This window comes from Pseudomonas costantinii (genome assembly GCF_001870435.1).
Taxonomy (GTDB): Bacteria; Pseudomonadota; Gammaproteobacteria; order Pseudomonadales; family Pseudomonadaceae; genus Aquipseudomonas; species Aquipseudomonas costantinii.
Map to the genome: position 1 here is coordinate 60,261 of NZ_MDDR01000065.1, position 16,662 is coordinate 76,922.

Sequence of the window (16,662 nt, forward strand, 5' to 3'; positions counted from 1 at the left end):
TCACCGGTATCAGGCAATCGGCGCAGGGGGCGGCTCGTCCGGAAGCACTGGTTCACCGGGTTCGGTCGGCTGCGGGTAATCTTCATCAGGCTGGCCGGGAATGCCACCCGCAAAGGCAGGGTCGGCCATCAGGGACCAAGCCAGAACACCAATCTGGTTGGGTTCAAGCCGGGCGAGTTCGGCGCTGATTCGCGGGTCGATCTTCATAAGGTACTCCTCAAGCGTGGCCCGGCGCGCTTTGCACGCGCCGGGGCAGTACTCACAGTAGAGTCACTTCCCGCAGACAAATTCCCTTTATGTGTAAGACCTTTCGATCAAGCGCGTGGCAGGGTGACGCCGAGCTGGCCCTGATACTTGCCACCGCGGTCCTTGTAGGAAACTTCACAGGCCTCGTCGGACTGCAGGAACAGCATTTGCGCCACACCTTCGTTGGCGTAGATCTTCGCCGGCAGGGTGGTGGTGTTGGAGAATTCCAGGGTCACGTGCCCTTCCCACTCTGGCTCAAGCGGCGTCACGTTAACGATGATGCCGCAGCGGGCGTAAGTGCTTTTACCCAGGCAAATGGTCAACACGTCGCGGGGAATACGGAAGAACTCCACGGTGCGTGCCAAGGCGAAGGAGTTCGGCGGAATGATGCACACGTCACTCTTGACGTCGACGAAGCTTTTTTCGTCGAAGTTCTTCGGATCGACGGTCGCCGAATTGATGTTGGTGAACACCTTGAACTCATCGGCGCAACGCACGTCGTAGCCGTAGCTGGACACACCATACGAAATCACCCGGTCAGCACCTTCACCACGAATCTGGCGCTCTACGAAGGGTTCGATCATGCCGTGCTCTTGCGCCATGCGGCGAATCCACTTGTCCGATTTGATGCTCATGGCGGGTGTCCTGAATAGCGAGGTGGAAAATTCTGTTGGGCATCTTACCGGGGCCGGCCCTGGGGTTCAAAGGGCGCGGGGTTTTTCTTGATGAACGCGCTGCCAGCTATAAGCCACAGCCAGCGGGGCTGGGACCCGAATCACGGCCCCCAGTGACTGTAAATACCACCGCCAGTCACGAAAATAGAGAAACCTTCGGAAATACCATTGGCACGTCCCGGAAAAAGGGTTAAGGTGGCGCCACTGTGCTGCTTGTGTCACTGAGAATCTCTACACGATATGTTGAATTTCGATCCAACCATCTCCAAGAATTTTTCCTGCTCTTTGCACTCAGTCTCGGCCAGGGCTTTTCCTGAGTCGCAGTTAACTTTGTCCAAGGAGATACACCATGTCTAATCGCCAAACTGGTACCGTTAAGTGGTTCAACGATGAAAAAGGCTTCGGCTTCATCACTCCACAATCCGGTGACGACCTGTTCGTTCACTTCAAAGCTATCCAATCCGACGGCTTCAAAAGCCTGAAAGAAGGCCAACAGGTTTCTTTCATCGCTACCCGCGGTCAGAAAGGCATGCAAGCTGAAGAAGTTCAAGTTATCTAACTTGTACTGACTTAGTCGAAAAAACCCCGCCCTTAAAAGCGGGGTTTTTTTATGCCCGGGATTTGCGATCGTTCCCACGCTCTGCATGGGAATGCCTCTTGTGACGCTCTGCGTCATGCCCTGGGACGCAGAGCGTCCTGGGCTGCATTCCCACGCGGAGCGTGGGAACGATCAGCGCACAGCAAAACGCCCGATGCATTCCCATGCACCGGGCGTTCTCATCGCTGCGTCAAAAGCCGTTATTGAAACAACGACTCACTCGACAGGCCATTCTTCTCAAGGATCTCACGCAAGCGCTTGAGACCCTCCACCTGGATCTGCCGCACCCGCTCACGGGTCAAGCCGATCTCCAGGCCTACGTCCTCCAGAGTACTGCTCTCATGGCCGCGCAGGCCGAAGCGGCGAATCACCACCTCACGCTGCTTGTCCGTGAGCTCCGACAGCCACTGGTCAATGCTTTGGGAAAGATCATCGTCCTGCAACAGCTCACAAGGATCCGTCGGACGATCATCCGTCAGGGTGTCCAGCAGGGTTTTATCCGAGTCCGGCCCCAGCGAGACGTCGACCGAAGACACGCGCTCGTTCAGGCCGAGCATGCGTTTGACCTCCCCTACCGGTTTTTCCAGCAGGTTCGCGATCTCTTCAGGCGAAGGTTCATGATCGAGTTTCTGAGTCAGCTCACGCGCCGCCCGCAGGTAGACGTTGAGCTCCTTGACCACATGGATTGGCAACCGGATCGTACGGGTCTGATTCATGATCGCCCGTTCGATGGTCTGACGAATCCACCAGGTGGCATAGGTCGAAAAGCGGAAGCCCCGCTCAGGGTCGAACTTCTCCACCGCACGGATCAAGCCCAGGTTGCCCTCCTCGATCAGATCCAACAGGGACAGACCACGATTGACATAGCGTCGGGCGATTTTCACCACCAGCCGCAGGTTGCTTTCAATCATGCGCTTGCGCCCAGCCGGATCACCCTTTTGCGACAAGCGCGCAAAATGGACTTCTTCTTCGGGGGTCAATAGAGGGGAAAAGCCGATTTCATTGAGGTACAGCTGCGTCGCGTCGAGCGCCCGCGTGTAGTCAATGTACTTGTGTTGCTTTAACGCGGTGGAGTTCTTGGATTTGGTGCGAACTGAAGGGGCAGCAGCCCCCTCAATATTCGACATCGATTCCATATCGATAGATTCCCCCATAAGGAGAACCTCTTCGTCGATGTCAAACTCCGGCGCTTCTTTACTGAGAGCCATTGTTATAGTCCTTTGGTGAGTTCGACCTCAAGCTCAAGCGACGCCTTTATCCTTGGCAACGCTGGAGCCTGTTCCTTCTACGTGAGGGAACAGGCTGGCAACACATCAACGACGGGGTAGGAATTGCAGCGGATCTACAGGTTTCCCTTGGCGGCGAATCTCAAAGTGCAGTTTCACCCGGTCTGTACCAGTTGACCCCATTTCGGCAATTGTCTGTCCGACTTTGACCTGCTGCCCCTCCCGAACCAACAGCCTACGGTTATGACCGTAGGCACTGACGTAGGTATCGCTGTGTTTGATGATGACCAGCTCGCCGTAGCCCCGTAAACCACTCCCGGCGTACACCACTGTCCCATCAGACGCAGCTAAAACAGGCTGTCCCAAATCCCCGGCGATATCAATGCCTTTATTCAAACTACCGTTTGAAGAGAATTTTCCAATTAACACCCCGTTCGAAGGCCACCCCCAACCGGTCGGAGCAGGCCCTGCAGGGGGCAGCGGCGCGGGTGCCGGCTTGCTCGCAACCGTAGGCGCGGCGCTGCCTGCAGGCCGAGTGATGATGGTAGTTTTGCTCGAAGACGACGGCGAAGATCCAGTGTTTGTCACAACTGTCGTAGGCGCAGAGCCGGTGCGCCCATCGAAACGAATCGTCTGACCGGGATGTATCGTATATGGCACAGGGATATTGTTACGAGCTGCGAGCGCCTTGTAATCCCACCCATAACGAAAGGCAATCGAGAACATCGTATCGCCTTTGCGCACCACATATTGCCCGGTGGTGACCGTCGGCTTTTGCGGTACGGCGCTGGCGTTATTTCGGTCGACAACCCGGGCCCCACTGGATGGCGAGCTGGAGCAACCCACCAATAAGGAACTCAAGACAAGGCCAAGCACCAGTCGCTGAAAGCTTGTTTTACTCATACGCTGCGCAAGACCTGTGAGACTCACCCGCCGCTCCCTTTGTGGTGGCTGAACATAAATGCCTGTATCAGGCTTGAAATATGACGCAAGTATAACTGGGCATTGGTTTTTTACCGGCACACGACTGAAATGAAAAATTCATCATGTTTAAAACCAACTTTCGATCATGTTGACTCACTGAGCCCCGCTGTAAGACACATCCCCGCCTGCAGAATTCACTGACTGCAAATAAATGATCAGGCCAGCGGGCCATTGAGCAACGGTACGAAGCGCACAGCACCCAGTACATGCCGGGAAAAACCTTCGTCCTCACGGATAATGAGCATCAATTGTTGCACTTCGCCGGAGCCCACCGGGATGACCAACCGCCCGCCAGGGGCCAGTTGATCGAGCAACGCTTGCGGCACATCAGTCGCCACGGCCGTGACAATGATGCCGTTATAAGGCGCCAGCGCCGGCCAGCCCTCCCAGCCATCGCCCCAGCGGAACACCACATTACGCAGGTTCAACTCTACCAGGCGCTCCTTGGCGCGGTCCTGCAGGACCTTGATGCGCTCCACCGAGAACACCCGCTCCACCAGTTGCGACAGCACGGCGGTCTGGTAACCCGAGCCGGTGCCGATCTCCAACACCTTGTCCAGCGGACCGGCAGCGAGCAGCAGTTCGCTCATGCGCGCGACCATATAAGGCTGGGAGATGGTCTGGTTGTGGCCAATGGGCAACGCTGTGTCTTCATAGGCACGGTGCGCCAGGGCTTCATCGACAAACAGGTGCCGTGGCGTGCGCCGGATGACTTCCAGCACCTGGGCGTTTGACAGCCCCTCTTCGTACAAACGCTGGATTAAACGCTCACGGGTACGCTGAGAGGTCATCCCGATGCCACGACGCAATAAGTCGTCTTGTTCACGCGCCATCAACGCAGACCCTCGAGCCAGCCATCGAGGCTACTGAAGGCATCACTGAAGGTGCGATCAAGCTGCAACGGGGTAATCGAAACATAACCTTGCATCACCGCATGAAAGTCTGTGCCCGGACCACCGTCCTCGGCGTCGCCCGCGGCTGCAATCCAGTAACCTTCCTTGCCACGCGGGTCGACCACCTTCAGTGGCGCCGCCGCGCGGGCGCGATGGCCCAGGCGCGTCAACTGAATGCCGCGAATATGGTCGAGGGGCAGGTTGGGAATATTGACGTTGAGCACTGTACGCGGTGGCAAGTCCAGGGAAGCATGGGCCTCCACCAGCTTGCGCGCGAAATACGCCGCCGTCGCCAGGTTATCCAGTTGCCGTGAGGCAAAGGAAAAGGCGAACGAAGTACGACCGAGAAAGCGCCCTTCAAGGGCCGCCGCCACGGTACCGGAATACAGCACGTCATCCCCCAGGTTGGCACCGAGGTTGATACCCGACACCACCAGATCCGGCTCCTGATCCAACAGGCTGTTGATCGCCAGGTGCACGCAGTCGGTGGGGGTACCGTTCACGCTGATAAAGCCATTGGCCAGAACCTGCGGATGCAGTGGACGGTCGAGCGTCAGCGAACTGCTGGCGCCGCTCTTGTCCTGGTCGGGGGCAACCACCACGCACTCGGCATAATCTTCCAGCGCAGCATAGAGCGCGGCAAGGCCGGGTGCGGTGGCACCGTCATCGTTTGATATCAGAATACGCATGGGCTGTCCGTTTGCCCCGCCGACACCAGATCAACAAGCTCGCGCACCAAGACAGTGGCGAAGCATCCGGCCGGCAGGACAAATTCCAATTGCAGAATGTCAGGACCGGGATAATGCCACGTCAACCCGCCAATGGGCAGTCGAAGAATGCGACGCTCCTGGCTCATGCCGGCATTCACCAGCCAATCGCGCAGGTCAGCTTCACTGGCGGCGACAGCCTGCTCAAGCGTATGGGTTGCACCGCTCGCTGGCGAGTCACCCTCGCCCCACTGCGGCCCGGTTGGGTGCAGGTCCAGAATCGCCAGGCGCGGGTCGCTGCATTCAGCCTCCCCCGCCGGAAAAAAACTGCGGCTATCAGTAAACGCCAGCAGGTCGCCCACTTGAGCGCGCTGCCAGGAACCATCCGCAACACGTGCCGCCAACACTTTGTTGAACAGGAAACTGCGCGCGGTGGACAACAATCGCGAACGCACATTGCGCTGTTCCGGCAAGGCCTTGCGCGCCGCCCATTCTCGGGCGTCAACGACGTTGCCGCCGTTGTGGCCAAAGCGTTGTGTACCAAAGTAGTTTGGAATGCCGTGCTGGGCGATCAACTGCAACCGCGCGTCGATGGCGGCGGTATCACCGGTCAACTGGGTCAGGCGCAGGGTAAAGCCGTTGGCCGAATGCGCGCCGCGTTGCAGCTTGCGCTTGTGGCGAGCGATTTTGAGAATCTTGAGGGTGTCGTTTTCCGCACCGCTCATGTCTGGGTCGGCCTTGCCTGGCAGTTGCACGCTGAACCACTGACGGGTCAACGCCTGGCGGTCCTTGAGGCCGGCATAGCTGACAGTGCGCAAGGGCACACCGGCTGCCTTGGCAATGCGCCGAGCAGCCTCTTCGGTATTAAGGCCACGCTTCTCCACCCACAACCACAGATGCTCGCCGTCACCGGTCAGTGGGATATCCAGCACTTCGTCTACCTGGAAATCTTCAGCCGTAGCTTTCAGGACCGCGCGGCCCAAGGCCTCGCCGTAGGCCCGTGGGCCCAGCAGTTGCAGGTCATTCATGCGCGCAGCAACAAGGCGACGGAGTGCACCGCAATGCCCTCTTCACGACCGGTAAACCCGAGCTTTTCGGTAGTGGTGGCTTTCACGTTCACTTGATCCAATTCAATTTGCAGGTCTGCGGCAATCAGTGCACGCATCGATTCGATATGCGGGGCCATTTTCGGGGCCTGGGCCACGATGGTGTTGTCGACATTGCCGACTTTCCAGCCCTTGGCGTGGATCAAACCCACCACGTGGCGCAGCAACACGCGGCTGTCCGCGCCCTTGAAGGTGGGATCGGTGTCCGGAAAGTGCTTGCCGATATCGCCCAACGCCGCCGCGCCGAGCAAGGCATCGCTCAAGGCATGCAACACAACGTCGCCGTCGGAATGAGCCAGCAACCCATGGTGGTGCGCAATACGCACGCCGCCCAAGGTGATGAAATCGCCTTCGGCGAAACGGTGCACATCGTAGCCATGGCCAATACGCATAAAAAAACGCCCCGATTTAATTCAGGGCGTGATTCTACCTACTTTTGCCTCACATTAACCGAGCAAAGCACGACCATGGTGTCGCAAATGGTCCTCGATGAAGCTGGCGATAAAGAAGTAGCTGTGGTCATAGCCAGGTTGCAGGCGCAGTTCGAGTGGGTGGCCCGCCGCCTTGGCCGCTTGCTGCAGGGCTTCAGGCTTAAGCTGCACGGCGAGGAAATCGTCGCGATCGCCCTGATCCACCAGCAATGGCAGCTTTTCCGAGGCTTCGCTGATCAGCACGCAGGCATCCCATTCACGCCATTTAGAGCGTTCTTCGCCCAAATAACGGGAAAAGGCTTTCTGGCCCCACGGGCAATCCATCGGGTTGTTGATCGGTGAGAATGCCGACACCGACTGGTAACGTCCCGGATTGCGCAAGGCACACACCAGCGCACCGTGGCCGCCCATGGAATGGCCGCTGATCCCGCGCTTATTGGACGCCGGGAAATGCGCTTCAACCAGTGCCGGCAACTCCTGCACAACATAGTCATGCATCCGATAGTGCTTGGCCCAGGGTTCCTGGGTGGCATTGAGGTAGAAGCCGGCGCCCAGGCCGAAATCCCAGGCGTTGTCCGGATCACCCGGCACATCCGGCCCACGCGGGCTGGTGTCCGGCGCGACGATGATCAGCCCCAACTCGGCAGCCATGCGCTGGCCGCCGGCCTTCTGCATGAAGTTCTCATCGGTGCAGGTCAACCCGGACAGCCAGTACACCACCGGCAACTTGCCGCCCTGCTCCGCTTGCGGTGGCAGGTAAACGGCAAAGGTCATGTCGCAACCCAGCACATCGGAATGATGCTTGTAGCGTTTATGCCAGCCGCCGAAGCTCTTCTGGCACGACAGGTTTTCCAGACTCATGGCCGACCTCAGAAGTGGATGACGGTACGAATGCTCTTGCCTTCATGCATCAGGTCAAACGCTTTGTTGATGTCTTCCAGGCCCATAGTGTGGGTAATAAAGGTGTCCAGCGGGATCTCACCGGTCTGGGCCATTTCCACGTAGCTTGGCAATTCAGTGCGACCACGCACGCCACCGAACGCCGAACCACGCCAGACGCGACCGGTCACCAACTGGAATGGACGGGTAGCAATTTCCTGGCCTGCACCGGCCACGCCGATGATTACCGACTCGCCCCAGCCTTTGTGGCAGCACTCAAGAGCGGCACGCATCAGTTGCACGTTGCCAATGCACTCGAAGGAGAAGTCCACGCCACCGTCAGTCAAGTCGACGATCACCTCTTGAATTGGGCGATCGTAGTCTTTTGGGTTGATGCAGTCGGTGGCACCCAGTTGCTTGGCAATTTCGAACTTGGCCGGGTTGATGTCGATGGCAATGATGCGACCGGCCTTGGCTTTCACCGCGCCGATCACGGCCGACAGGCCAATACCGCCTAGACCGAAGATCGCCACGGTGTCACCCGGCTTGACCTTGGCGGTGTTGATCACCGCGCCGATGCCGGTGGTAACACCACAACCCAGCAGGCAGACTTTTTCCAGCGGCGCGTCTTTAGGGATCTTGGCGACAGAGATTTCCGGCAGCACGGTGTACTCGGAGAAGGTCGAAGTACCCATGTAGTGGAAAATCGGCTGGCCCTTATAGGAGAAACGCGTGGTGCCATCCGGCATCAGGCCTTTGCCTTGGGTGGAGCGAATGGCTTGGCACAGATTGGTTTTGCCCGACAGGCAGAATTTGCACTTGCCACATTCCGGGGTGTACAGCGGAATCACGTGATCGCCGACAGCTACCGAGGTCACGCCCTCACCGATCGCTTCAACCACCGCACCGCCTTCGTGACCGAGGATCGACGGGAAGATGCCTTCCGGATCGGCACCCGACAAGGTGTAGGCATCGGTATGGCACACGCCGGACGCAACCACCCGCAACAGCACCTCGCCAGCCTTGGGCATGGCGACATCCACTTCAACAATCTCAAGGGGCTTTTTGGCTTCGAAGGCTACGGCAGCGCGGGACTTGATCATCCGGGTTTCTCCATCGGGTTAAAAACTGAGGAAGCGAGTGTAAAACATGGCTCTGTGATTAATAATCCGACCGAAAGCAAAACTTTATTGCTACACAGGGATAATCAACATGCTGGAAAACCGCTGGGAAGGCATCGATGAATTCGTCGCAGTCGCCGAATGCAGCCAATTCACAGCGGCGGCCGAGCGCTTGGGAGTGTCGTCGTCACACATCAGCCGGCAGGTGGCGCGCTTGGAGGAGCGACTGCAAACGCGGTTGCTGTACCGCAGTACGCGCAAGGTGACCCTGACCGAAGCTGGCCAAACCTTCCTGCAACACTGTCAGCGTTTGCAGGATGGTCGCGAAGAAGCCTTGCGCGCGGTAGGCGACCTCACCAGCGAGCCCAAGGGCATGTTGCGCATGACGTGCGCGGTGGCTTATGGCGAGCGGTTTATCGTGCCGCTTGTCACGCGATTCATGGGGTTGTATCCGCAATTGCGCGTGGATATCGAACTGACCAACCGCCAACTGGACCTGGTACACGAAGGCCTCGATCTGGCGATCCGCCTAGGGCGCCTGCAAGACTCGCGCATGGTCGCCAGTCGCCTGGCCCCTCGGCGCATGTACTTGTGCGCGTCGCCCTCCTACCTTGAACGGTATGGTCGGCCACATAGTTTGTCGGAGCTGAGTCGACATAACTGCCTGATTGGCAGTTCGGATATCTGGCAACTGGCCCAGGACGGGCGGGAGTTTTCCCAGCGCGTACAGGGCAACTGGCGCTGCAACAGTGGGCAAGCGGTGCTGGATGCGGCGTTGCAAGGGGTTGGGTTGTGCCAGTTGCCGGACTATTACGTGCTGGAACATTTGCACAGTGGCGCGCTGGTGTCATTGCTGGAGGCGCATCAGCCGCCGAACACTGCGGTGTGGGCGCTGTATCCGCAGCAGCGGCATTTGTCGCCGAAGGTGCGCAAGCTGGTGGATTTTTTGAAGGTGGGGTTGGCTGAACGGCCGGAGTACAGCAGTTAAAGATGTTTGATCGTTCCCACGCTCTGCGTGGGAATGCAGCCCAGGACGCTCTGCGTCCAAAGCGTGACGCAGAGCGTCACAAGAGGCACTCCCACGCAGAGCGTGGGAACGATCATCAACTCTGGCGGTTAGCCCATCGCAACCGCAGCCACTCAAGATCCTCCGGTCGAGTCACCTTGATATTGTCCGAGCGTCCTTCGATCAAGCGCGGCGCCTGGCCCGCCCACTCCATGGCCGAGGCTTCGTCAGTGATCACCGCATCGGCCACCAGGCTGTCGGCCAAGGCACGATGCAAAGCACCCAAGCGGAACATCTGCGGCGTATAAGCTTGCCAGATCAGGCTACGGTCCACGGTTTCCACCACCCGACCGCGCTTGTCGACCCGCTTGAGGGTGTCGCGAGCCGGCACGGCCAGTAAGCCGCCGACCGGGTCATCCGCCAGTTCGGCCAGCAACTTGTCGAGGTCATCGCGACTCAGGTTCGGCCGAGCAGCATCGTGCACCAACACCCAGTCGTCATCACTGGCGCCCAGGGCATTGAGTTGCAGCAGCGCATTCAGTACCGAGCCCGATCGCTCCAAACCACCGTCCGCACGCTGGATACGCGAGTCAGTGGCACACGCCAGGTTGGGCCAATAAGGATCATCAGAAGCAAGACTGACCACCAGGCCTTTAAGCGCTGGATGGTCGAGAAAACAGCCAAGGCTGTGTTCGAGAATTGTGCGCCCGCCCAGTTGCAGATACTGCTTGGGACGGTCCGCGGCCATACGAGCACCGACGCCCGCGGCAGGAATCACGGCCCAGAAGGCCGGTAGTGAGTTGATCATTTGGCCAACTGGTAAAGGGTTTCACCGTCCTTGACCATGCCCAATTCATGGCGAGCCCGTTCTTCAACGGTCTCCGTACCTTTTTTCAGCTCAAGCACTTCGGCGTCAAGGACGCGGTTACGCTCCAGCAGTATTTCGTTTTCCGCGTGCTGGTCAGCAATTTGCTGGGTCAGTTCTTTCACCTGCGCAAAGCTGCCATTACCGACCCATAGGCGGTACTGCAGGCCAGCCAGCAACAAGAGCAAGACGAGGAACAACCAATTGGGACTGCGCATCGAAATCCGGGTATCCAGTAAAAAAAGACAGCCATGCCAAACTTTTTAAGCAACTGATAGCACGAAGCCTGGAAGAACCAGGCTTGTGCTTGATAGCCATCAGATTAGCGTCGAAATGCACACTGTCGTGTTTTTTCCGACGCAATCCGCCGACTTTTTACCATGCATCAATCAGCCGCGAAATTCGCTGCGGCCGTTGTACTTGGCTTTACCCGCCAGTTGCTCTTCGATCCGCAGCAATTGGTTGTACTTGGAAACGCGGTCGGAACGGCACAGGGAACCGGTCTTGATCTGGCCCGCCGAAGTGCCCACAGCCAGGTCGGCAATGGTCGAATCTTCGGTTTCGCCGGAGCGGTGGGAGATCACGGCGGTGTAGCCCGCAGCCTTGGCCATCTGGATGGCTTCCAGGGTTTCGGTCAGGGTGCCGATCTGGTTGAACTTGATCAGGATCGAGTTGGCGATCTTTTTATCGATGCCTTCTTTCAGGATCTTGGTGTTGGTCACGAACAAGTCGTCGCCCACCAGTTGGATTTTCTCGCCGATCTTGTCGGTAAGGATTTTCCAGCCAGCCCAGTCGGACTCGTCCAGGCCATCTTCAACGGAGATGATCGGGTAACGTTCGCACAAGCCCTTCAGGTAGTCAGCAAAACCTTCCGAAGTGAACACGTGGCCTTCGCCGGACAGGTTGTACTTACCATTTTCATAGAACTCGCTGGCCGCGCAATCCAAGGCCAGGGTCACGTCGGTGCCCAGCTTGTAGCCAGCGTTGGCCACGGCTTCGGAGATTACTTTCAGTGCATCTTCGTTGGACGCCAGGTTCGGTGCAAAACCACCTTCGTCACCCACCGCAGTGCTCAGGCCACGGGCCTTCAGCACAGCTTTGAGGTGATGGAAAATCTCGGTGCCCATGCGCAGGCCTTCGGAGAAGGTCTTGGCGCCAACTGGCTGCACCATGAATTCCTGGATGTCGACGTTGTTATCAGCGTGCTCGCCACCGTTGATGATGTTCATCATCGGAACCGGCATCGAGTAAACACCTGGGGTGCCGTTCAAGTTGGCGATGTGGGCATACAACGGCAGGTCCTGGTCCTGTGCAGCCGCTTTGGCAGCGGCCAGGGACACAGCGAGGATGGCGTTGGCGCCCAGGCTACCTTTGTTCTCGGTACCGTCGAGCTTGATCATCGCGTGGTCCAGGGCTTTCTGGTCCAGCGGGTCTTTGCCCAGCAACAGGTCACGGATCGGGCCGTTGATGTTGGCTACAGCCTTGAGTACACCTTTGCCCAGGTAACGGCTCTTGTCGCCATCACGCAGTTCCAGCGCTTCGCGCGAACCGGTAGAAGCACCGGACGGCGCACAGGCGCTGCCGATGATGCCGTTATCGAGAAGCACGTCGGCTTCGACGGTGGGGTTGCCACGGGAGTCGAGAACTTCACGACCTTTGATGTCGACGATTTTTGCCATTGTTGTAAACACTCCAAAGTTGACGAAAACGACGCAGCTGAAGGAAAACTTTTGACCGACCGCAAGGGTGGAACAACGGGGCAGGCTTGCAGGCGACAAGGCTCAGGCCCGGGGGCCTGAGCATTTAGCGTGGGGTACTTTACCGGAGAAACAGTGCTTACGCGGTCTCTACCGTCGGAAAACTCTTGACCAGTTCGTCCAACTGCTTGAGTTGGGCCAGGAACGGCTCCAACTTGTCCAGGCGCAGGGCGCATGGGCCGTCGCATTTGGCGTTGTCCGGGTCCGGGTGGGCTTCCAGGAAAAGACCCGCCAGGGACTGGCTGATGCCGGCCTTGGCCAGGTCCAATACCTGGGCACGACGCCCGCCAGCGGAATCGGCGCGACCGCCCGGCATTTGCAGCGCGTGGGTCACGTCGAAGAACACCGGGTATTCGAACTGTTTCATGATGCCGAAACCGAGCATGTCCACCACGAGGTTGTTATAGCCGAAGCTCGAACCACGCTCGCAAAGGATCAACTGGTCGTTACCCGCTTCCACGCACTTGTTCAGGATGTGCTTCATCTCCTGAGGTGCGAGGAACTGGGCTTTCTTGATATTGATCACAGCGCCGGTCTTGGCCATCGCAACAACCAGGTCGGTCTGGCGCGACAGGAAGGCCGGCAACTGGATGATGTCGCACACCTCGGCGACCACGGCAGCCTGCTCAGGCTCGTGGACGTCGGTGATGATCGGCACGCCGAAGGCTTGCTTGATGTCCTGGAAGATCCGCATGCCTTCTTCAAGGCCCGGGCCGCGATAGGAGGTCACGGACGAACGGTTGGCCTTGTCGAAGCTGGCCTTGAACACGTAAGGGATACCGAGTTTCTCGGTAACCTTGACGTACTCTTCGCAGACCTGCATCGCCATGTCGCGGCTTTCCAGCACGTTCATGCCGCCGAACAGCACCATGGGCTTGTCGTTGGCAATCTCGATGTCGCCTACGCGAATGATCTTCTGGGCCATCAGGTTTACGCCTTCTTCTGATGTTGCGTCAGTGCTGCTTTAACGAAACCGCTGAACAACGGGTGACCGTCGCGTGGTGTCGAGGTGAACTCAGGGTGGAACTGGCAGGCCACGAACCACGGATGGTCCGGTGCCTCGACCACTTCAACCAGCTTGCCGTCACCGGAGCGACCGGAGATTTTCAGACCGGCTTCTTTGATCTGCGGCAGCAGGTTGTTGTTCACTTCGTAGCGATGACGGTGACGCTCAACGATCACGTCCTTGCCATAGCAATCGTGAACCAGGGAGCCCGACTCCAGCAGGCAGTCTTGCGCGCCAAGACGCATGGTGCCGCCCAGGTCGGAAGTCTCGGTACGGGTTTCAACGGCACCGGTGGCATCTTCCCACTCGGTGATCAGGCCCACGACCGGGTGGCCGCTGGTGTGATCGAACTCGGTGGAGTTGGCGTCCTTCCAGCCCAGCACATTACGGGCGAACTCGATAACGGCCACTTGCATACCCAGGCAGATACCCAGGTACGGCACCTTGTTCTCACGAGCGTACTGCACGGCAGTGATCTTGCCTTCCACGCCACGCAGGCCGAAACCGCCTGGAACGAGGATCGCGTCAACACCTTCAAGCAGGGCGGTGCCTTGGTTCTCGATGTCTTCGGAATCGATGTAGCGCAGGTTGACCTTGGTACGGTTGCTGATGCCGGCGTGACTCATCGCTTCGATCAGCGACTTGTACGCGTCCAGCAGCTCCATGTACTTACCGACCATGGCGATGGTGACTTCATGCTCAGGATTGAGCTTGGCGTCAACCACGGCTTCCCACTCGGACAGGTCCGCGCCATTGCACTGCAGGCCGAAACGCTCGACCACAAAATCATCCAGGCCTTGCGAATGCAGGATGCCCGGGATCTTGTAGATGGTATCGGCGTCTTCCAGCGCGATCACCGCACGTTCTTCAACGTTGGTGAATTGCGCGATCTTGCGACGCGAAGAGATGTCGATCGGATGATCGGAGCGGCACACCAGCACGTCCGGCTGCAGGCCGATGGAACGCAGTTCCTTGACCGAGTGCTGGGTAGGCTTGGTTTTGGTTTCGCCGGCAGTGGCGATGTAGGGCACCAAGGTCAGGTGCATCAGCATCGCGCGCTTGGCGCCGACTTCGAAACGCAACTGGCGAATGGCTTCGAGGAACGGTTGGGACTCGATGTCACCCACGGTGCCACCGATCTCGACCATCGCCACGTCAGCATCGCCTGCACCCTTGATGATGCGGCGCTTGATTTCGTCGGTGATGTGCGGGATCACCTGGATGGTTGCACCCAGGTAGTCACCACGGCGCTCTTTGCGCAGCACGTGCTCGTAGACACGGCCAGTGGTGAAGTTGTTGTTCTGGGTCATGGTCGTGCGGATGAACCGCTCGTAGTGGCCCAGATCCAGGTCGGTTTCGGCGCCGTCGTGGGTGACGAACACTTCACCGTGCTGGAACGGGCTCATGGTGCCCGGGTCAACGTTGATGTACGGGTCCAGCTTGAGCATGGTGACCTTAAGTCCCCGCGCCTCCAGGATGGCCGCCAATGAAGCCGATGCAATGCCTTTCCCCAATGAAGAAACAACACCGCCCGTGACGAATATGTAGCGCGTCATGAAAAACCCTAGAAGTCTGCGTTAAAGCGGTCGGAGCCGCCGGGGAAAGCGAAGGAAGGCCGAAGCCCCCGATCACCTGCATTAATCACAGTGCACCTTTCAAAAAAACCGCCGCGTGATGACAGACCAGCAATGGAACACCGGTACGTTGATCGCTACACATTTTTTGGAATCGCCCAGCAAAGACTGCTTGGTAATCGGCAACTGCTGCGATTCAGGCGAATCCACAGAAGTTGTATCAAGAAGGGAGCGTAGTCTACCGGAAAGGCTCTATCAGCTCAAACCTTGATCGCAGGTCTGTGGCAACCAATGTAATTGCCAGTCGCCAGACGTCATGGCCCATAGCCCAGCCAGGCTAGGGACAGCCAGCAATTGCTCGCCTTGATACAGCAGCGGCAATCTGCCACGGATGAACCCCGGCACTGCACTTTCATTAAGCAGTCGCTTCAGGTCACGCCGACCTCGACCCGGCACATCCATGATTTCGCCGCCCTGGCGATAGCGGATCACCAACGGGCCTTCCGGGGCGTTGCCGATAAATTCCAGCTGGCCATTGCCGGGTAACGCTAGAGGGTTTTGCGGATACGGCCAGCTCACCGGAGCGTCGGAAAATTCCGACCAAGCGACGGGTAGCCACCAGATGCGTTCGCCGCAACGGTACAGCTCACCGTCAGCCAGGCGCCACAATGGTTGCGCGTCGCCCTTGGCATCGCGCAGGGAATGCCAGCCAGCCCAGTGGCCGCTGTCGGGTAATCGGGTCAGCGGAGTCAGCCAATGGCGCAGGGCATTGCGCTGGCGGGCGTCGGAAAGCTCACGTAAAGGAGCAAGGGCCAATGACGGCAAAGGCATCCAGGGAAACGGCGAAGGCTGATCGGCGGCTTGCAGGTCCATGTGCGCCAGCTCATCGAGCAGACCTTGGGCTTCGCTCAAGTGCTCGGCGGTTCGGGCCAAGCGGGTGATGGCTTGAGGCCAACGCTCCGTCAGCAGCGGGAACACACGATGGCGCAGATAATTGCGGGAGAACCGTGCGTCGGCATTGGAAGGATCTTCGATCCACTTGAGCTGGTGCTCGTGAGCATAGGCTTCCAATTCAGCGCGCGAGGTATCCAACAGTGGGCGCACCAGATGACCGCCTGCCAACGGGCGATGGACGGGCATCGCTGCCAACCCGCGCACACCCGCTCCGCGCAGCAGGCGAAACAACAGGGTCTCAGCCTGGTCGTCACGGTGCTGGCCCGTCAGCAAGACCTCCCCGGCTTCGATCACCTCGGTAAACGCCTGATAACGCGCATCACGGGCGGCACGCTCAAGGCTGGCGCCAGATTGGACCTGCACATGCATGACGCGCAAGGGCACGCCCAGGCTGTTGCATACAGACTGACAATGACTTGGCCAGGCGTCAGCGGCAGCTTGCAAGCCATGGTGAACATGGACGGCGCTGAGCAGCGGGAGGGTGTCGGTTTTGGCCAGATTAGCCAGGAGGTGCAGCAAGACGGTGGAATCCAACCCACCCGAGAAAGCGACATGCCACGCCGGGGCGTTGCGCCAGGCGGCCAGAGTTTGCAGGAGTTTGGCTGTCAAAGCGGATTTCATCGCGGCACCCCAAG

Annotated in this window: 18 protein-coding genes; 2 read left to right on the forward strand and 16 right to left on the reverse strand. The window is 58.7% G+C overall.

Annotation, left to right across the window (positions count from 1 at the left end; all coding sequences use genetic code 11):
• Positions 1–9 precede the first annotated feature (9 nt).
• Together BFL40_RS30475 and dcd are read right to left on the reverse strand one after the other, a co-directional pair.
• Complete coding sequence (locus BFL40_RS30475) at positions 10–207, reverse strand: hypothetical protein (protein WP_071487428.1); 198 nt, start codon at positions 205–207, stop codon at positions 10–12.
• A gap of 107 nt (positions 208–314) precedes the next feature.
• Positions 315–881, reverse strand: a complete 567-nt coding sequence (gene dcd, locus BFL40_RS30480) for a dCTP deaminase (protein WP_071487429.1) — start codon at positions 879–881, stop codon at positions 315–317.
• 388 nt (positions 882–1,269) lie between these two features.
• Between dcd and BFL40_RS30485 the strand changes: the two genes are divergently transcribed.
• Positions 1,270–1,479, forward strand: coding sequence for a cold-shock protein (locus BFL40_RS30485; protein ID WP_002554837.1), 210 nt, complete (start codon positions 1,270–1,272; stop codon positions 1,477–1,479).
• Between the two features lie 239 nt (positions 1,480–1,718).
• Here the strand turns inward: BFL40_RS30485 and rpoS are convergent, their stop codons facing one another.
• The 8 genes from rpoS to BFL40_RS30525 all read right to left on the reverse strand — a co-directional run bounded on the left by rpoS (position 1,719) and on the right by BFL40_RS30525 (position 8,847).
• A complete protein-coding gene (gene rpoS / locus BFL40_RS30490) occupies positions 1,719–2,726 on the reverse strand; it encodes an RNA polymerase sigma factor RpoS (RefSeq protein WP_071487430.1) in 1,008 nt (335 codons plus the stop codon).
• A gap of 105 nt (positions 2,727–2,831) precedes the next feature.
• Positions 2,832–3,674, reverse strand: a complete 843-nt coding sequence (locus tag BFL40_RS30495; RefSeq protein WP_071487431.1) for a peptidoglycan DD-metalloendopeptidase family protein — start codon at positions 3,672–3,674, stop codon at positions 2,832–2,834.
• 209 nt (positions 3,675–3,883) lie between these two features.
• Complete coding sequence (locus BFL40_RS30500; RefSeq protein WP_169850588.1) at positions 3,884–4,519, reverse strand: protein-L-isoaspartate(D-aspartate) O-methyltransferase; 636 nt, start codon at positions 4,517–4,519, stop codon at positions 3,884–3,886.
• Between the two features lie 41 nt (positions 4,520–4,560).
• The gene (gene surE, locus BFL40_RS30505) at positions 4,561–5,310 is read right to left on the reverse strand and encodes a 5'/3'-nucleotidase SurE (protein WP_071487432.1); all 750 of its coding nucleotides are present in this window, start codon (positions 5,308–5,310) and stop codon (positions 4,561–4,563) included.
• Positions 5,298–6,356, reverse strand: coding sequence for a tRNA pseudouridine(13) synthase TruD (gene truD / locus BFL40_RS30510; RefSeq protein WP_071487433.1), 1,059 nt, complete (start codon positions 6,354–6,356; stop codon positions 5,298–5,300). The genes surE and truD overlap by 13 nt, the downstream gene beginning before the upstream one ends.
• A complete protein-coding gene (gene ispF / locus BFL40_RS30515; RefSeq protein WP_012722614.1) occupies positions 6,353–6,826 on the reverse strand; it encodes a 2-C-methyl-D-erythritol 2,4-cyclodiphosphate synthase in 474 nt (157 codons plus the stop codon). Before ispF ends, truD begins: the two co-directional genes overlap by 4 nt.
• A gap of 54 nt (positions 6,827–6,880) precedes the next feature.
• Positions 6,881–7,726, reverse strand: coding sequence for an S-formylglutathione hydrolase (fghA, locus tag BFL40_RS30520; protein WP_071487434.1), 846 nt, complete (start codon positions 7,724–7,726; stop codon positions 6,881–6,883).
• Positions 7,727–7,734: 8 nt separating this feature from the next.
• Positions 7,735–8,847 (reverse strand): S-(hydroxymethyl)glutathione dehydrogenase/class III alcohol dehydrogenase, encoded by a 1,113-nt coding sequence (locus BFL40_RS30525; protein ID WP_071487435.1) that lies wholly within the window; start codon positions 8,845–8,847, stop codon positions 7,735–7,737.
• Positions 8,848–8,956: 109 nt separating this feature from the next.
• On the opposite strand from BFL40_RS30525, the gene BFL40_RS30530 reads away from it, so the two are divergent.
• Positions 8,957–9,853 (forward strand): LysR substrate-binding domain-containing protein, encoded by an 897-nt coding sequence (locus BFL40_RS30530; protein WP_071487436.1) that lies wholly within the window; start codon positions 8,957–8,959, stop codon positions 9,851–9,853.
• A gap of 115 nt (positions 9,854–9,968) precedes the next feature.
• Here the strand turns inward: BFL40_RS30530 and ispD are convergent, their stop codons facing one another.
• The 6 genes from ispD to tilS all read right to left on the reverse strand — a co-directional run bounded on the left by ispD (position 9,969) and on the right by tilS (position 16,648).
• Entirely contained in the window at positions 9,969–10,679 is a 711-nt protein-coding gene (gene ispD, locus BFL40_RS30535) for a 2-C-methyl-D-erythritol 4-phosphate cytidylyltransferase (RefSeq protein WP_071487437.1), read from the reverse strand.
• On the reverse strand, positions 10,676–10,960 hold the full coding sequence (gene ftsB / locus BFL40_RS30540) for a cell division protein FtsB (protein WP_174555612.1): 285 nt from the start codon (positions 10,958–10,960) through the stop codon (positions 10,676–10,678). The genes ispD and ftsB overlap by 4 nt, the downstream gene beginning before the upstream one ends.
• A gap of 165 nt (positions 10,961–11,125) precedes the next feature.
• Positions 11,126–12,415 carry a phosphopyruvate hydratase gene (gene eno / locus BFL40_RS30545; protein ID WP_071487439.1) on the reverse strand — a complete coding sequence of 430 codons (1,290 nt, stop codon included), beginning with the start codon at positions 12,413–12,415 and terminating at the stop codon, positions 11,126–11,128.
• 157 nt (positions 12,416–12,572) lie between these two features.
• Complete coding sequence (kdsA, locus tag BFL40_RS30550) at positions 12,573–13,418, reverse strand: 3-deoxy-8-phosphooctulonate synthase (RefSeq protein WP_010212442.1); 846 nt, start codon at positions 13,416–13,418, stop codon at positions 12,573–12,575.
• Positions 13,419–13,423: 5 nt separating this feature from the next.
• Entirely contained in the window at positions 13,424–15,055 is a 1,632-nt protein-coding gene (gene pyrG, locus BFL40_RS30555) for a CTP synthase (RefSeq protein ID WP_029297256.1), read from the reverse strand.
• A 273-nt stretch (positions 15,056–15,328) separates the two neighbouring features.
• A complete protein-coding gene (gene tilS, locus BFL40_RS30560) occupies positions 15,329–16,648 on the reverse strand; it encodes a tRNA lysidine(34) synthetase TilS (protein WP_071487602.1) in 1,320 nt (439 codons plus the stop codon).
• Positions 16,649–16,662 lie beyond the last annotated feature (14 nt).

Bases quoted from the DNA above. Each gene is read 5' to 3' on its own strand.
- BFL40_RS30475 (WP_071487428.1), bottom strand. From the start codon at position 207: ATGAAGATCGACCCGCGAATCAGCGCCGAACTCGCCCGGCTTGAACCC.
- dcd (WP_071487429.1), bottom strand. From the start codon at position 881: ATGAGCATCAAATCGGACAAGTGGATTCGCCGCATGGCGCAAGAGCAC.
- BFL40_RS30485 (WP_002554837.1), top strand. From the start codon at position 1,270: ATGTCTAATCGCCAAACTGGTACCGTTAAGTGGTTCAACGATGAAAAA.
- rpoS (WP_071487430.1), bottom strand. From the start codon at position 2,726: ATGGCTCTCAGTAAAGAAGCGCCGGAGTTTGACATCGACGAAGAGGTT.
- BFL40_RS30500 (WP_169850588.1), bottom strand. From the start codon at position 4,519: ATGACCTCTCAGCGTACCCGTGAGCGTTTAATCCAGCGTTTGTACGAA.
- surE (WP_071487432.1), bottom strand. From the start codon at position 5,310: ATGCGTATTCTGATATCAAACGATGACGGTGCCACCGCACCCGGCCTT.
- truD (WP_071487433.1), bottom strand. From the start codon at position 6,356: ATGAATGACCTGCAACTGCTGGGCCCACGGGCCTACGGCGAGGCCTTG.
- ispF (WP_012722614.1), bottom strand. From the start codon at position 6,826: ATGCGTATTGGCCATGGCTACGATGTGCACCGTTTCGCCGAAGGCGAT.
- fghA (WP_071487434.1), bottom strand. From the start codon at position 7,726: ATGAGTCTGGAAAACCTGTCGTGCCAGAAGAGCTTCGGCGGCTGGCAT.
- BFL40_RS30525 (WP_071487435.1), bottom strand. From the start codon at position 8,847: ATGATCAAGTCCCGCGCTGCCGTAGCCTTCGAAGCCAAAAAGCCCCTT.
- BFL40_RS30530 (WP_071487436.1), top strand. From the start codon at position 8,957: ATGCTGGAAAACCGCTGGGAAGGCATCGATGAATTCGTCGCAGTCGCC.
- ispD (WP_071487437.1), bottom strand. From the start codon at position 10,679: ATGATCAACTCACTACCGGCCTTCTGGGCCGTGATTCCTGCCGCGGGC.
- eno (WP_071487439.1), bottom strand. From the start codon at position 12,415: ATGGCAAAAATCGTCGACATCAAAGGTCGTGAAGTTCTCGACTCCCGT.
- kdsA (WP_010212442.1), bottom strand. From the start codon at position 13,418: ATGGCCCAGAAGATCATTCGCGTAGGCGACATCGAGATTGCCAACGAC.
- pyrG (WP_029297256.1), bottom strand. From the start codon at position 15,055: ATGACGCGCTACATATTCGTCACGGGCGGTGTTGTTTCTTCATTGGGG.
- tilS (WP_071487602.1), bottom strand. From the start codon at position 16,648: ATGAAATCCGCTTTGACAGCCAAACTCCTGCAAACTCTGGCCGCCTGG.